Source organism: Maribacter sp. Asnod1-A12, from assembly GCF_045063735.1.
Lineage (GTDB): Bacteria > Bacteroidota > Bacteroidia > Flavobacteriales > Flavobacteriaceae > Maribacter.
The window spans coordinates 3818283-3835103 of the sequence record NZ_JBEFNZ010000006.1; the positions used below are offsets into that span (position 1 = coordinate 3818283).

Below are 16821 nucleotides of genomic sequence, written 5' to 3' on the forward strand. Positions count from 1 at the left end.
AAAAAATGAACTCCGACCAAATTTTTCAACTTTTCGCTTATTTGATACCTTCTGTCGTTACAGGTGCCATTGCCTTCTATTTCTTTAGAATGCACACTAACAATGAAGAAGGAAGAAGACGTTTTCTTTTACATAAAGATTCTCAGAAAGATACATTACCAGTGCGTTTACAAGCATACGAAAGAATGGCCTTGTTCTTAGAACGCATTGCAATACCAAGTTTAGTAGTTCGTGTATCACCACAAAGTGATGACAAAAACGCCTATGAAAATTTGTTGATCAAAAGTGTTGAAACGGAATTTGACCACAACCTTTCTCAGCAAATCTATATGACAGATGAATGCTGGAACGTAATTAAAGCAGCAAAAAGCGCTACTATCCAAATGATTAGAAAAGCAGCAATGAGTAATACTGAAACTGCAGATAAATTAAGGGAAGATATTTTGAATGAAACTATGGATAAAACATCACCCTCAGCTACTGCCCTTTCTTTTGTAAAAAGAGAGATTGGTGATTTATGGTAGAATTAAAAATATAATGAAATAAAAAAAATGCTTTCCATATGGAAAGCATTTTTTGTTTGTAGTTGTAAAAGCATTATTCATGCTCATTTGGTTCTATAGGATTTGTTTCTTCGTTCTTATTTTTAGCATACAAATACCCTCTCTTCCACCACAGTGTCATTTTTGCTTTATCAAATATCAAAGAATTGGTAGTTAAAATTGTAGGTGTATAAAACAAATTGATGATTGCATTTTTTTGATTGGCAACTAATTTTCCTATTCTAATATTCTGATGTTCTATTCTATCTAAAATAAAACTCATCATTGTTGTAATCAACTCAAATGGATTACGTGAGGCTACCCTGTTCATATAGTTAACTTCAGTATGTAAAACCACCACATCTACTTCTGTTGCTCCTCTTTTTATAGCTTCTTCAATGGGCACAATACTACCTAAACCACCATCAGCATACTCACAATAATTTTTACGTACCAAACTCATGAACGGTGTATAGTTGGCTGAAATCCATATCCAATCGCAATAATCTTCATATGTACAATCTTTAATAGACTTATACTCTACTTGATTTAGTGACAGATTAGACACCGTAATAACAACATCTGAATCTCCGTTCTTTAAGGTTTCAAATTCCTCAATAGTTAAACTGTTTTCTATTAGCTTACGCAGGTTTTCACTCTCACCAAAAGTCTTTTTCCCAGTCATGAAATTTCTAAAAACATTCCAATGATTAATTGAAATTTCTTCATTACCACGAATATTCTTGACTAAAAACGGACAATTATTAAAAATACTTTTCTGATTAACATTAGAATATATTTCTTTGATCTTATCTAGCTTACCTAATGCCAAATGAGAGATAAGTAGACTACCGGTAGAAGTACCAACAAAAATATCATACTTTCTTCCTTCTTCTTGAATAAGGTATTGGGCAACGCCACCAGCAAAGGCACCTTTACTACCACCACCAGAAATAACTAATGCTTTCATTATTAATTTAATTTCGTTTTAAGATAACGCAAATCTGATGAATTTAGTTGATTTACAATCTTTTCAATTTCTTTTTTCTGTTCTTGGTCGCTCCAAAGTGCATCAAATAACTTTCTGGCATAATTTCTAAACTGCCAAGAATGATGATTGGTCGCCTTTATCAAATTAATATAGGCATCGTCATTGAGGGCTTTAATTTCAGATAAATACTGAAACGCTGTTTGCCGTATTTCTGGATTATAAATAGGGCTTGTATAACCAACAAGCTCCCGATGAAAGTAAACATTCTCCGTAGGTCTATAATCTGGCGTAAACAATGCTAATGTTAACCAAAGTAAACGGACATTTTTATTAGGCAACCCAACAATATTTTTTGTTTTTTCTAAGAAAATACCTCTATCATAATCAAAACTACTCCAAAGATTATAAAGCATTAACTCATTGGTTATATAACTATCATCTAACAATAGTGGCTCTGTAAATTCTTTTAGCTCCTCAGAAATTTCACCCATTTTCTGTGCTGCAAATTGTCTTATTTTTATATCGTCACTAGCAATTAATTTAGAAAGTTCTATTTCAGATATACTATCCTTTGACTCAAGTATTTCAAGTTTTAATCGGGTCCTAAGTTCAGAATCCTTTAAAATTTCAGAAGATATAAAAGTACTGGCATCATCATTTTTTAGATTATAAAACTTTCTTATTGCAGCGTTTTTTTTCATCAAAAAATCCTTAGATATCTCTTCAGGAAATTCTTCCGTTTTTAGCCAAAGCTCCTTAAACTCATTCAATTCCTTTCCACTCGCCTTTTCCATTTCAGCAATAAAATAGGCAACAGTCACATTTTGGTACTGATATTTATTTAGGTATGTTTCTATTCCTTCTTTAAATGCGGAGTCCCCTATTTCTTCTCTCAATACAGCTAAAGCCCAAGCCCCTTTTTCATAAAATGTAAGACTACTAGCCTTTGGGTTAAGCAAGCTCTGCCCCTCTCCCTTTTCTGAGATATCACTTAATACTTTTGCCGTATCAAATAACTTCCAATAAAAATAATCGTCTCCAAAGACTTCTTTTTCAGCCAAATAGGCATAGTAGGTAGCAAAACCCTCATGCAACCAATGATGCTCACTGTTCTTTTCCGTAACCAAATTACCAAACCATTGGTGCGCCAGCTCATGGGCATTGATATTTACATAATTTCTATCTATAAACGAAGTGGAATCAATGACATAAGCGTCAGAGAAAAAAGTAGCGCTCGTATTTTCCATACCTGCATATAAAAAATCGTGTACAGGCACTTGCTTATAATTCTGCCAAGGATAAGCGACACCTATCTCATTTTCTAAAAAATCAAATATCCGTTTTGTGTATCTAAACGTGGGTTCCACTTTTAGACTATCATTAGGATAATAATAGTTTTCAATGGTTACACCACTTTCAGTTGTCAATACTTGTTTGTCATAATTACCCATTGCAAATGCCAACAAATAACTACTCATTGGTTTTTTCATGTCAAATATCCAAATAGGATCATCTTCGTCATTGCTAGTTTTTAAAAGTAGATTACCATTCGCAATGACTTGATATTTTTTATCGGCTTCAATAGTAAGATCAAATTCTACTTTTTCTTCCATGTCATCAAAACTAGGAAGCCAATGGCTAGTGTATTTTCCTTGTCCTTGCGTCCATATCTGCTCATTGTCTTCTACATCATCATCCCAACCAATAAAATAGACCGTTTGTTTGGGTTTTGTCACATATTCAAGAAACAGTTTGTGCGATTCTCCCTTTTCAAATTTATGTTTAATGGAAATGATCTTTTCTGTGGCATTAAAATCCATCTTTTTTCCGTCAAGTTCTACTTTTGAAAAATCCATATTCTTTGCATCAAGGAATATAGAGTCAACATTTTGTAACACATTAAAACGATAGATTACACCACCTTTAATCGTTTTTTCTTTAGGTACTGGGCTTAGGTAAACCTTAGCCTTAATATAGTCTACTTTATCTTGATGTTGCCCAAAAGCATAGAGGGATAAGAATAAAAAAAAGGTGAAAATTAATTTCTTCATACAGCAAACCAAACAAATAACATTTCAAATTTACTGTTTTGGGGAGCACTTCCCTAACCTTTACCTGAATTGAATGTGATGCTAAACAACACTTAATTCGTTAGTTACCATTAGAACCATATTTACAAGAGCAGTAATGATATTTTCCCCTTTGGGGATTAAGGGCTTATCCCTATTTTAGTGCCATGAACGCAAACTTCTTGCAAACTCCCGTAGTGTACTTAAAAGGTGTTGGTCCAAACAGGGCAGAAACCTTAAAGTCCGAATTAGGGATAAGCACCTACCAAGATTTGCTGAATCTTTTCCCTAACCGTTACATTGACAAAACCCAATATTATAAAATAAGTCAATTACAACGTAGCAGTGCAGATGTTCAGATAATTGGCAAAATCGTTCATTTAAAAACAGTAGAACAAAAAAGAGGTTCTCGTTTAGTAGCCCGTTTTAAAGATGATACCGGAGAAATAGAATTGGTTTGGTTTCGTGGTCAAAAGTGGTTACGGGAGAACTTAAAACTAAATATACCCTATGTCATTTTTGGAAAATGTAATTGGTACAACGGTACATTTTCAATGCCACACCCAGAGATGGAACCCTTGAAAGCACATGAACAAGGTACTAAGGTATATATGCAACCCGTTTACCCATCTACTGAAAAGCTAAGTAATAAAGGCATCAACAATAAAGTTATCAGTAAACTGATGCAACAGCTTTTTATAGAAATCAACGGAAAATTCACCGAAAGCTTATCAGATAAATTACTGCATGACCTAAAACTCATAAACAAGAGCGAAGCTATGTTCAATATTCACTTTCCTAAAAGTCAGGAATTATTGGCAAAAGCGCAATGGAGATTAAAGTTCGAAGAACTCTTTTACATACAATTACAGCTTATTGGCAAAAACGTTTCTAGAAAGAAAAAAATCAAAGGTTTTCCGTTTAGTGAAGTTGGCGAGTATTTTAAGGATTTCTACAATAATAAATTGCCTTTTGAGCTTACCGGAGCACAGAAACGGGTAATCAAAGAAATACGATCAGATTTGGGCAGTAATGCCCAAATGAACCGTTTATTACAAGGTGATGTAGGGTCAGGAAAAACCATTGTTGCCGTTATGACCATGCTATTAGCAATCGATAACGGATTTCAAGCTTGTTTAATGGCGCCAACGGAAATTCTAGCCAATCAACACTTTCAAGGCATTTCTGAATTGCTGGAAGGCACTGAGATTACATGCGCCTTACTTACTGGTTCCGTAAAGAAATCTGCACGTCAACCAATTCACGAACAGTTAGAAAACGGAGAGCTCAACATACTTATTGGTACCCATGCCCTTCTAGAAGATAAAGTAAAATATAAGAATTTAGGAATAGCGATTATTGATGAGCAGCACCGTTTTGGTGTAGCCCAACGTTCTAAATTGTGGCATAAAAATGAATTTCCGCCACATATACTGGTAATGACCGCAACACCCATACCTAGAACTTTGGCCATGAGTTTATATGGTGATCTGGATATCTCTGTAATTGACGAATTACCACCTGGTCGTAAGCCAATTAAAACCGTACATAGGTATGACGGAAACCGATTAAAGGTTTTTCGTTTTATACGTGATGAAATTGAAAAAGGCAGACAGATATATGTGGTGTACCCATTAATTCAAGAGTCCGAAGCTATGGACTACAAAGATTTAATGGATGGTTATGAGAGTATTGCCCGCGATTTTCCGCAGCCTAAATATCAAATATCCATTGTGCATGGACAAATGAAACCGGCGGACAAGGAGTTTGAAATGAACCGTTTTGTACAGGGCCAAACTCAAATTATGGTAGCCACAACGGTTATAGAAGTTGGTGTCAACGTACCTAATGCATCGGTAATGATTATTGAAAGTGCCGAACGTTTTGGTCTATCACAATTACATCAATTGCGTGGTCGTGTAGGTCGCGGGGCAGATCAAAGTTTTTGCATTCTAATGACGAGCCATAAACTATCTAGTGATTCAAAAACTAGATTAGAGACCATGGTCGCCACCAATGACGGCTTTGAAATTGCAGAAGTAGATCTAAAACTACGTGGTCCGGGAGATATTATGGGTACGCAACAAAGCGGACTTCTAAATCTTAAAATAGCCGATATCGTAAAGGATAATGATATTCTAAAATCTGCTCGCTTCTACGCATTACAGCTACTTAAAGAAGACCCTTCATTAAGTAAACCAGAGAATCTAATTATAAGACATATGTATGCCCAGTTGGTAAAGCATAAGAATATCTGGACGTATATTAGTTAGTTGTATTTTTAACAACTTTCCCGTTGAACATCGTAATTTTCAAGAGTGTTAATTTCTAAAAAACCCTTGTTTTTAATAGATTTGTCGTACTTACATTAGAAAGAATATGAGCGCAACAAAAACATTATTTGACAAAGTGTGGGATTCCCACGTAGTACATAAAATACAAGATGGTCCAGATGTACTGTTCATTGACAGACACATGGTTCATGAAGTAACAAGTCCTGTTGCTTTTCTAGGTATTAAGAACAGAAATATTCCTGTTATGCACCCTGAAAAAACTTTTGCAACAGCTGACCATAACACTCCTACTATTAACCAACATTTACCGGTTACAGATCCACTTTCAGCAAACCAGTTAAGAATGCTCGAAGAAAATGCCAATGAATATGGTATTTCTTATTGGGGATTAGGTCATGTAAAAAATGGTATTGTACACGTTGTAGGTCCTGAATATGGTATTACCCAACCAGGTGCTACTATTGTTTGTGGAGATTCACATACTTCTACACACGGTGCTTTTGGTGCTATAGCTTTTGGTATTGGTACTTCTGAAGTTGAGATGGTATTGGCTACACAATGTATTATGCAGCCTAAACCAAAGAGAATGCGTATCAATATTAACGGTAAAATGAGCAAAGGGGTTACTCCTAAAGATGTTGCTCTATTTATCATCTCTCAATTAACCACTTCTGGAGCAACAGGATACTTTGTTGAGTATGCAGGTGAGATCTTTAGAGATATGAGTATGGAAGGTCGTATGACGGTTTGTAACTTAAGTATAGAAATGGGTGCCCGTGGTGGTATGATCGCTCCTGATAAAAAAACATTTGAATATGTAAAAGGTCGTGAGTTTACTCCAAAAGGTGCAGATTGGGATAAAGCAATGGCATATTGGGAAACATTATATACAGATGAAGACGCCATTTTTGATAAGGAATTGACTTTTGACGGTTCACTTATTGAACCTATGATCACCTATGGTACTAACCCTGGTATGGGAATGGGAATTTCTAATGACATACCTATGGCAAATGCTGTACAAGGTGGTGCTACTACATATCAAAAATCATTGAAGTATATGGATTTCAATGAAGGTGATAGCATGATGGGTAAACCAATTGATTTTGTTTTTCTTGGAAGTTGTACCAATGGTCGTATAGAAGATTTTAGAGCTTTTGCCTCTATCGTAAAAGGCAGAAAAAAGGCTGACAATGTTACGGCATGGTTAGTACCTGGATCTCATAAAGTTGAGGCTGCTATTAAAGATGAAGGAATTCTTGATATTTTAACCGAATCTGGCTTTGAGCTTCGTGAGCCTGGTTGTTCTGCTTGTTTGGCAATGAACGACGATAAGGTACCCGCTGGTAAATTAGCGGTAAGTACATCTAACAGAAACTTTGAAGGAAGACAAGGACCTGGTTCTAGAACCTTATTGGCTAGTCCGTTAGTTGCTGCTGCAGCTGCCGTTACCGGTAAAGTAACCGACCCAAGAGAATTAATGGTAGAACTTGTGTAACAAGTTTACCTTTCGCTATTAGCCCTTGGCTTTTAGCACTGTAACAATTATAATAATACAAGCTTATGGCAATACGCCAGAAGCAAAAAGCTATAAAAAATGGCATACGATAAATTCGACATATTAACATCAACTGCGGTTCCTTTACCAATAGAAAACGTAGATACAGATCAAATCATACCTGCACGATTTTTAAAGGCAACTGAACGTGTTGGTTTTGGTGATAACCTATTTAGAGATTGGCGTTACAATCAAGACAATACTTTGAAAGAAGATTTTGTTTTGAACCAAGATAAATTCAGCGGAAAAATCTTAGTAGGTGGTAAGAACTTTGGCTCAGGGTCATCTCGTGAGCATGCTGCTTGGGCCGTTTATGATTACGGTTTCAGATGTGTAGTTTCAAGTTTCTTCGCAGATATCTTTAGAGGCAACTGTCTTAACATCGGTGTATTACCTGTACAGGTAAGTGCCGAATTTTTACAGAAAATCTTTGAGGCTACAGAAGCAGACCCAACTACAGAGTTAGAGGTTAATCTAAAAGAGCAAAAAATCACTTTACTATCAACAGGCGAAAGTGAGTCTTTTGATATTAACGGCTACAAGAAAAACAACATGCTTAACGGTTTTGATGATATTGATTATTTATTGAACATCAAAAAAGATATTGAAACATTCGCAGAGAGTACTCCGCTATAAACTCATATATCAAAACAATACAAAGCATTTACGTTAACTAACCCAATGCCATTTTTCAAATCGAAAAATGGCATTTAGAACACATGAAAAAAAGAAAGTTAGAAATAATGGATACCACCCTAAGGGATGGTGAACAAACTTCAGGCGTATCCTTTTCTGCATCAGAAAAACTGACCTTGGCAAAACTACTTTTAGAAGAACTGAAAGTAGACCGAATTGAAATCGCATCTGCTCGCGTTTCTGATGGAGAGCTTGAAGCTGTTCAGAAGATTACCGAATGGGCTGGTGAAAAAGGTTATTTAGAACGTGTAGAAGTACTAACTTTTGTAGATGGAGGTATTTCATTAGATTGGATGCAGAGATCTGGAGCGATTTCTCAAAATTTACTGACCAAAGGTTCCATGAACCATTTAAAGTATCAGTTAAAGAAAACTCCCGAGCAACATTTTTCTGAAATAGCTGATATTTTCAAACAAGCTACAGAAAGAGGTATTATCAATAATATCTATTTAGAGGATTGGAGTAACGGAATGCGAAATTCTAAAGCATATGTATTTGAGTTTCTAGATTTTCTATCCACTCAGCATGTTAAAAGAATATTGCTACCAGATACATTAGGCATTTTAACGCACACCGAAACATATGCGTATTTGTCTGAGATAGTGCAAAAATATCCAAGTTTACATTTCGATTTTCATGGTCATAATGATTATGATTTGGGTGTTGCTAATATTATGGAAGCTGTAAAAGCTGGCTGCCATGGTTTACACCTTACTGTGAACGGAATGGGAGAAAGAGCCGGTAACGCACCTATGGCAAGTGCCGTAGCAGTTATTAATGACTTTCTACCAGAGGTTGAAATTAATGTAAACGAGACCTCTTTATATAAAGTAAGTAAACTGGTATCTGCCTTTACAGGGTTTACCATACCAGCGAACAAACCTATTGTAGGGGATAATGTATTTACCCAAACCGCCGGTATACATGCCGATGGCGACAGTAAAAATAATTTGTATTTCAGTGACCTAATGCCAGAACGTTTTGGTAGAAAACGTAAGTATGCATTGGGTAAAATGTCTGGCAAGGCTAACATTCAAAAAAACCTGCAAGAGCTTGGCTTAACCTTAAACAATGAGGAATTAAAAAAAGTTACTGCACGTATTATTGAACTAGGAGATAAAAAAGAACGTGTTACAAAAGATGACCTTCCTTTTATTATTTCCGATGTTTTGGATACTGCTGATTATAAACAGAAAGTATTTATAAAATCATATGTACTTACCCATGCTATGGGATTAATGCCTTCCACTACCCTATCTGTTGAAATTGATGGAAAAGTGATTGAAGCACATGCGCAAGGAGACGGACAATATGATGCATTTATGAATGCATTAAAAAAAGTATATATAGCCAAGAAAATAGCATTACCAAAATTGACGGATTATGCAGTAAGAATACCCCCAGGAAGTACTTCTGATGCTTTATGCGAAACGGTTATTACTTGGGAATTGGATGGAAAAGAATTTACATCAAGAGGTTTAGATTCTGACCAAACGGTTAGTGCGATTAAAGCTACCGAAAAAATGTTGAATATCATTTAGCGCAATGCGGTGGATGCTATGCGCTAAAATAGTTTATTACTTAGAGCCATGATAAGTTAATAAGTGATATAAAAGATAAAATTGAAATTAAATTGAACAGATTGCTTCGTACCTCGCAATGACCAGATACGAGCAACATACAAACACATCAAATGAAATTAGATATTGCCTTATTGGCCGGTGATGGTATCGGTCCTGAAGTTATTGATCAAGCAGTAAAAGTATGTGATGCCATTGCAAAAAAATATGAGCACCATATTACTTGGAAACCTGCTCTTACAGGTGCAGCGGCCATTGATGCCGTTGGTGAACCTTACCCAGATGAGACACATGAAATATGTGCAAATGCTGATGCAGTACTTTTTGGAGCTATAGGTCATCCTAGATTTGATAATGACCCTTCTGCAAAAGTTCGTCCGGAGCAAGGCTTATTGAAGATGAGACAGAAATTAGGCTTGTTTGCCAATGTTAGACCAACATTTACATTCCCTTCTCTTATAGAAAAGTCGCCACTAAAAAAAGACCGTATTGAAGGTACCGACCTAATAATTCTTCGTGAATTAACTGGTGGTATATATTTTGGTGAGCGTGGAAGAAAAGATGACGGTAATACCGCCTTTGACACTATGACCTACCAACGTTTTGAAATCGAAAGATTAGCTAAAAAAGGCTTTGATTTCGCTATGAAGCGTTCTAAAAAATTATGTTGTGTTGATAAAGCCAACGTATTGGAATCTTCTAGACTTTGGAGAGAGACTGTACAGGCTATGGAAAAAGATTATCCAGAAGTAGAAGTTACTTATGAATTCATTGATGCGGTTGCAATGCGCTTAATTCAATGGCCAAAAGGTTACGATGTTATCATAACGGCGAACTTGTTCGGAGATATTTTAACTGATGAGGCATCTGTAATTGCAGGTTCTATGGGACTTATGCCTTCATCATCTGTAGGTAGTGATGTTTCTTTATACGAGCCTATTCATGGTTCGTATCCACAAGCAGCTGGTAAAGACATCGCTAACCCGTTAGCTACAGTACTTTCAGCAGCCATGCTTTTTGAAGACATGAATATGACAGAAGAAGCAGAAGAAATTAGACGCGTAGTAAACAAATCATTAGCAGAAGGTTATGTAACTGAAGATCTTGCCGATGGTGGTAAAAGTTATAAAACAAGTGAAGTTGGCGACTGGTTAGCCAGCAACATTTAAGAAATATACTTAAAAAAGAAAATCCCTTTAATCATTGATTAAAGGGATTTTTTATATCTGATAATTACAATGTACTTAAATACTTGTAGCTATTTCAATTTCTTGTTCATAAATACCTTTAACGATTGCACGTAAATCAGGAATTACGGTTTTAACCAATTTCGATGGTCCGTTGATTAGTACACAAATACCCAAATCCGAATCTGGAAAAAGTGCAATTTCATTTCTGTAGTTGTTAACACTACCACCATGATGCCAAATAGTTTCCTCATGGGCATTCTGATTCTCTTTTACAGTGTGTATTCTCCAACCAAATCCATAACCTGAACTCACATGTCCCGGCCATTTTTGATAGTACTTGCGATGTCCTTTTAATTCAACGAAAGGTTTAAATACCTGAGCCATATCTTCTTTGGACATTACATTAGGATTATGACCTAATAAGAAACGCATCCACTTAGCCATATCTTCAGAGTTTGCATTGATACCACCGGCAGCGATAGCATTATAGTAGTTATCTCTTGGCAAAACTGTTCTCAATCGATGCCCTCTTCTAATATGTGGTAGCGCAATATTTTCATTTTGCATTAATGTCTTATGATCCATAGACACAGAAGTCATACCCAAAGGTCTAAAGAATTTTTCTTCTAAAAGCGTTTGAATATCTTTTCCTGTTGCTTTCAACATCACTTCTTGTGAAACAGAAAACATGGCATTTTGATAGCTATATTGAGAACCCGGTTCGGCTATCGGATTTATTTTATCGAATTTTTCGCTAATCGATGACATTGTGTAACCCGCCTCTACCAAATCTGTATAACTGTGATATGGAGTTCCTGTAGTGTGAGAAAGTAAATGTGCCACTTCTATTTTTTGAGTATTCTGTTGATTACCAAAATGGAAATTTGGTAAATAATCAGCCACTTTATCATTAAGGTGTAATTTACCTTCGCTTTCTAAATTAGCTGCTAAAACACCGGTAAAGCCTTTTGAGATAGAACCTAATCTAAATAAGGTTTCCTCGTCTACCGTTTCACTACCATTAGAACTTCGCTTACCATATCCATCGGATAAGATAACGGAATCACCGTTTACTATACTTACCCCTGCTCCTACGATATCACCAGCTGAAATAGCTTTATTGAAATAATCGGTTAAAGCATCTTTCAGTGCTTTTTGACGTATGTTATATAATTTGATTTCCATTTTCTCCGCAAGAGTTTTTACGGCATTGGGGTTTGAAATAATAGCTTTTGAATGCTCTGGCTTAAATGAGGAAGCCGTAAGAACAAAAAGTAAAAGAACCATAATTATGGCTCCCAGAAATAGTTTGGTACGTGACACAGCATTGTAAGTTTTGGTACTCTAACAACGTGATAAAATGGATAAAATTACCGATGAACTACATAAAATGAAAAATTTAACAATCAAACCAACTGATTACAAGGCAAGAAAATAAATTAAAAATAAGCATACGGCTGAATATTTAGACAAAAAAAAAAAAAAGGAACCCCATTTGAAGTTCCTTTTTTAAAATTTATAAAATAAAGACTAACAGCTCATCGCCATTTTTCTATATTTAATTTCTTTTCTTTTTCTAACTATCAAAATAGCTACAGCGATTGCAACACCGGAAAAAGCTAAAATAGCGCCTACTAAACTAGAGTAAATAATTCCGTAGCCAAATGCGATAGGTAATCCGGCTAAATAAGCACCAGATGCATTCCCCATATTAAAAGCACTTTGGTTCATAGAAGAACCCAGCATTTCAGAACCTTTAGAAGTATTGATTATCGCCATCTGAATAGGCGTGGCTACCGTAAATGAAATTGCTCCAATAACAAAAGTCAATACCATTAATAAATAAGGGTTAGTAGCAATAATCATATTCAATAATAAAATACCACACATAACCGACAAGCTAATGATTACCGCTTTCAAGGGTGAAAATAACTCTGCCATCTTCGCACCTAAAAAATTACCAACTACCATACCTAAGCCAGCTAACATCATAGCGTAACCAACAAAGTGGTTTGGCAAACCAGCAACATCCGTAATTAATGGGGCTACGTAACTGTACCAAGCAAAGAATCCGCCTGTACCTATAGTGGTCAATGCAATTAATGCCCAAAGTTCAGTATTCTTTAATCCTTTAGAAACACTTACTTTCTCTACGGTTTCGTCTACTTCAATTTTTGGCATCCATAGGTAAATGCTTCCTAAAGCCAATAAACCAACAAAGCCTACTAGGTAGAAAGAAACACTCCAGCTGAACTGCTGCCCTAAATAAGTACCAATAGGCACTCCAATAACATTGGCTACCGTAAGCCCGGAAAACATAATTGAAATAGCTTGCGCACCTTTGCCTTTTTTTGCCAATTTTGTAGCTACTACAGCACCGATACCAAAAAAAGCACCGTGCGGAATACCAGATAAAAATCTCATAAACAACAAACTGGTATAACCTGTGGCAAGTCCGGACAAGGTATTAAATACTGTAAACCATATCATTAATAAGAACAGCATTTTCTTAGGCGTAAGCTTAGAACCTAAGCCTGTTAATAATGGTGCACCTACTACAACGCCCAATGCATAAGCTGCAATAAAGTGACCAGCCTGCGGAATGGTTATTCCTAATGACCCAGAAACTTCGGTCAAAATTCCCATGATAACAAATTCGGTAAGTCCTATTCCAAAACCACCGATGGCTAAAGCAAATAATGCTTTCTTATTTGATTTAATAGCATCCATAACTTATAAATTTTAAGTTTAACATATATACTATAGGTTCTCGATCAATTTTAAAAAGACAAAGTTAAAACCAATATCCCGGTTAAAACACGCATGAATTACCATATTTATGTTAATAATTAACCGTGTGAATTAGCAAATATATTCAGTTTTTACAATTCAGTATAGAAATTCTACAACTGAGAAAATCAATTTATTCAAACCTTCAATTACGATTCATATTTGTGATATCAATCAAAATATAATCAACAATGAAGACGCTATTATTCTTATTACTTACACTTTTATGTTTCAATGTATTCTCGCAAACAACAATTTCGGGTAAAATTATTGATCAACAAGGCTCACCAATTATGGGAGCAAGTGTATATCTAAAAGGTACTTATGACGGTACTGCCACCACTGAAGATGGCACATTTACATTTGAAACAACCGCAACCGGGTTACAAACATTAATTGCGTCTTCCATTTCATTTGAGACTTATTCTAAAGCAGATGATGTCACGAAGCTCAATACCATAACCATAAAACTCAAAGATGATGTGAATACCCTAGATGCCGTAACCGTAAATGCCGGAACGTTCAATGCTGGCGACAACGCCAAGGTTACCGCATTAAAACCTTTAGATATTGTAACCACAGCAGGAGCTTTAGGGGATTTTGTTGGCGCTTTGCAAACATTACCGGGAACATCAAATGTTGCCGAAGACGGAAGGTTATTCGTTAGAGGTGGTGACGCAGAAGAAACACAAATTTTTGTAGACGGTATGCGTGTATTTACACCCTACTCCCCTTCTGCAAACAACATACCAACAAGAGGTAGGTTATCTCCATTTCTATTTAAGGGTATTACATTTTCTACCGGAGGATATTCAGCTGAATACGGACAAGCCTTATCAAGTGTTTTACTTTTAAATAGTATAAACGAACCACAAGAAGAGAAAACTGAAATTTCCATTATGACCGTTGGACTTGGATTAGGGAATACTCAAAAATGGAAGAAAAGTTCGCTTAGCTTAAATACGTCCTACATTAATTTAGCTCCTTATCAAAAACTGTATCCTGATAATAATGAATGGCACAAGCCGGTAGAATCTGTAGGTGGTGAAGCGGTATATAGATATAAATTTAATAACGACGGACTTTTAAAAGTTTATGGAGCATACAGTTCGGTAGACTTTGATCTAACACAAGAAGACATTAATGTAGCTGATGGTATACGCTTCGGATTAAAAAATAGAAATCTTTACATCAACTCGTCTTATCAAGACTTTTTAGAAAAGGATTGGAGCATTGCCACAGGTATTAGTTTTGCCAATGACCACTCAGAAATTAAATACAATACTTCTGATATTACAGACAATGAAAATTCAGCACACTTAAAATTAGCTTTCAAAAAGTTCTTTTCTAGTCGCTATAAATTAAACTTTGGGGCAGAATATTTCGCAACAAACTTCACAGAGAACTTCGAAGATTCTAATTTTGAAGACGATTACGAATTTGATAATAATATATTCAGCAGCTTTATAGAAACAGATATTTTCTTTTCGAAAAAACTGGCTACCAAGATTGGATTGAGAGCAGAATATTCTGAATTATTACAAGAATTTAATCTTTCACCCAGATTATCATTAGCCTATAAATCCGGTACAAATTCTCAATTCTCGTTAGCATATGGTGAATTCTTTCAAAACCCGAAGAACGATTACTTAAAATATAATCCTGATTTTACTGCTGAGAATACAACCCACTACATAGCCAATTATCAATATGTAAAAAACAAACAAATATTCAGAGCGGAAGCATATTATAAAGAGTATGGCAATTTAGTAAAATACGATACCCCGTTTGCTTTACCTACTTCAACTTATAATAACAGTGGAAGTGGTTATGCAAAAGGATTGGATATATTCTGGAGAGATAATAAGTCCATAAAAAATACTGAGTATTGGATGTCATACTCTTACCTGGATACGGAAAGAAACTATCAAAATTTTCCAACAAGTGCTACGCCAGATTTCGCATCAAAACACAATGCATCTTTGGTAGTAAAACGATGGATCGAGGATTGGAAAAGTCAATTGGGCTTCAGCTATAATTATGCATCTGGAAGAAAATACACAGACCCAAATTTAGGAGGATTCTTAACGGAGGAAGCAAAAAGCTTCAATTCATTAAATGCGAATTACGCGTACTTAATTAGTCCACAGAAAATATTATACGTGTCGGTAAGTAATGTGTTAGGAACCAAAAATGTAAATGGATATCAGTACGCTAACCAGACCAATACAGATGGTTTATTTGACAGAAGAACCATTACACCAGCTGCAGACCGCTTCTTTTTCATAGGTTTCTTCTGGACTATTAGTGACAATAAAAATGACAACCAATTAGATAACCTTTAAAAATTACAATTCAACACCAAGAACCTACAACTGGGTCATCTATTTTATAAAAAACAACGGAATAAAAAGATATTTGAACATCAATAAATAACTAAAAACTTTACATCATGAAAACAGTACTATTAATCGCTACATTTATTTTTACGCTAAGCTTAAGTGCACAAACACCATATGAAAAAGGTATGAATGAAGCTTTTGCTTTATGGGAGCAACAAAAAAACACGGAGGCTGTGCAACTATTTGAAAGAATAGCATCTGCTGAAACCGATAATTGGCTACCACCCTATTATGCCGGATTGATAGAAATAGTAAGCAGTTTTGGGTTAAAAGACGAAGCGTTATTAAATACAAAGCTGACAAGGGCGAAAGAATTTTTAGATAACGCCTCGGAAATATCAGAAAACAATCCTGAAATAATGATAACCTATGCGCTATTGAACACAGCCTACATTGCTTTTGATGGTGCAAAATACGGTATGACTTTGTCAGGCGAGAATGTAGCTATCTATCAAAAGGCACTAGCAATTGCACCAAGCAATCCAAGAGTTCTATTAAGTAAGGCTGAATGGGATATGGGCGCAGCTAAATTCTTCGGAAAATCTATAGCTCCCTATTGCGAAGATGTTGAACGAGCCATTGTATTATTCAATGAAGAAGAACAAACGGTACCCTACTATCCTTATTCTGGTTTGGAAAGAGCTAACGAGATCAGTGCTAATTGTAAAAAAGAAACCTCCCCTAATTAATAGGAGAGGTTTTTTATAGT

General features: G+C 35.6%; 12 protein-coding genes. 8 read left to right on the forward strand and 4 right to left on the reverse strand.

All coding sequences use genetic code 11. The annotated features are described in order from the left end of the window. The first annotated feature begins 5 nt into the window (after window positions 1-5). The gene (locus ACJJVP_RS16450) at window positions 6-524 is read left to right on the forward strand and encodes a hypothetical protein (RefSeq protein ID WP_036153937.1); all 519 of its coding nucleotides are present in this window, start codon (window positions 6-8) and stop codon (window positions 522-524) included. 73 nt (window positions 525-597) lie between these two features. Here ACJJVP_RS16450 and ACJJVP_RS16455 read toward each other — a convergent pair whose 3' ends face one another. Next, a complete protein-coding gene (locus ACJJVP_RS16455; protein WP_036153933.1) occupies window positions 598-1512 on the reverse strand; it encodes a patatin family protein in 915 nt (304 codons plus the stop codon). A gap of 2 nt (window positions 1513-1514) precedes the next feature. Next, window positions 1515-3584: a M1 family metallopeptidase gene (locus ACJJVP_RS16460; protein ID WP_405415369.1), complete on the reverse strand. Its 2070-nt coding sequence runs from the start codon at window positions 3582-3584 to the stop codon at window positions 1515-1517. A 185-nt stretch (window positions 3585-3769) separates the two neighbouring features. Between ACJJVP_RS16460 and recG the strand changes: the two genes are divergently transcribed. From recG to leuB, 5 genes are all read left to right on the forward strand, one after another. Then, complete coding sequence (recG, locus tag ACJJVP_RS16465; RefSeq protein ID WP_405415371.1) at window positions 3770-5875, forward strand: ATP-dependent DNA helicase RecG; 2106 nt, start codon at window positions 3770-3772, stop codon at window positions 5873-5875. A 106-nt stretch (window positions 5876-5981) separates the two neighbouring features. Next, complete coding sequence (gene leuC, locus ACJJVP_RS16470; protein WP_405415372.1) at window positions 5982-7394, forward strand: 3-isopropylmalate dehydratase large subunit; 1413 nt, start codon at window positions 5982-5984, stop codon at window positions 7392-7394. 99 nt (window positions 7395-7493) lie between these two features. After that, on the forward strand, window positions 7494-8090 hold the full coding sequence (gene leuD, locus ACJJVP_RS16475) for a 3-isopropylmalate dehydratase small subunit (protein WP_405415375.1): 597 nt from the start codon (window positions 7494-7496) through the stop codon (window positions 8088-8090). Window positions 8091-8173: 83 nt separating this feature from the next. Beyond that, the gene (locus ACJJVP_RS16480) at window positions 8174-9691 is read left to right on the forward strand and encodes an alpha-isopropylmalate synthase regulatory domain-containing protein (RefSeq protein ID WP_405415378.1); all 1518 of its coding nucleotides are present in this window, start codon (window positions 8174-8176) and stop codon (window positions 9689-9691) included. Between the two features lie 152 nt (window positions 9692-9843). Next, window positions 9844-10899, forward strand: coding sequence for a 3-isopropylmalate dehydrogenase (leuB, locus tag ACJJVP_RS16485; RefSeq protein ID WP_036153921.1), 1056 nt, complete (start codon window positions 9844-9846; stop codon window positions 10897-10899). Between the two features lie 75 nt (window positions 10900-10974). Here leuB and ACJJVP_RS16490 read toward each other — a convergent pair whose 3' ends face one another. Continuing rightward, complete coding sequence (locus ACJJVP_RS16490) at window positions 10975-12243, reverse strand: serine hydrolase domain-containing protein (RefSeq protein WP_405415380.1); 1269 nt, start codon at window positions 12241-12243, stop codon at window positions 10975-10977. A gap of 207 nt (window positions 12244-12450) precedes the next feature. Further along, on the reverse strand, window positions 12451-13650 hold the full coding sequence (locus tag ACJJVP_RS16495; protein WP_405415382.1) for an MFS transporter: 1200 nt from the start codon (window positions 13648-13650) through the stop codon (window positions 12451-12453). 251 nt (window positions 13651-13901) lie between these two features. Here ACJJVP_RS16495 and ACJJVP_RS16500 point away from each other — a divergent pair, with 251 nt between their 5' ends. Together ACJJVP_RS16500 and ACJJVP_RS16505 are read left to right on the forward strand one after the other, a co-directional pair. Next, a complete protein-coding gene (locus ACJJVP_RS16500) occupies window positions 13902-16055 on the forward strand; it encodes a TonB-dependent receptor (RefSeq protein WP_405415385.1) in 2154 nt (717 codons plus the stop codon). Window positions 16056-16162: 107 nt separating this feature from the next. Next, entirely contained in the window at window positions 16163-16801 is a 639-nt protein-coding gene (locus ACJJVP_RS16505) for a tetratricopeptide repeat protein (RefSeq protein ID WP_405415388.1), read from the forward strand. Window positions 16802-16821 lie beyond the last annotated feature (20 nt).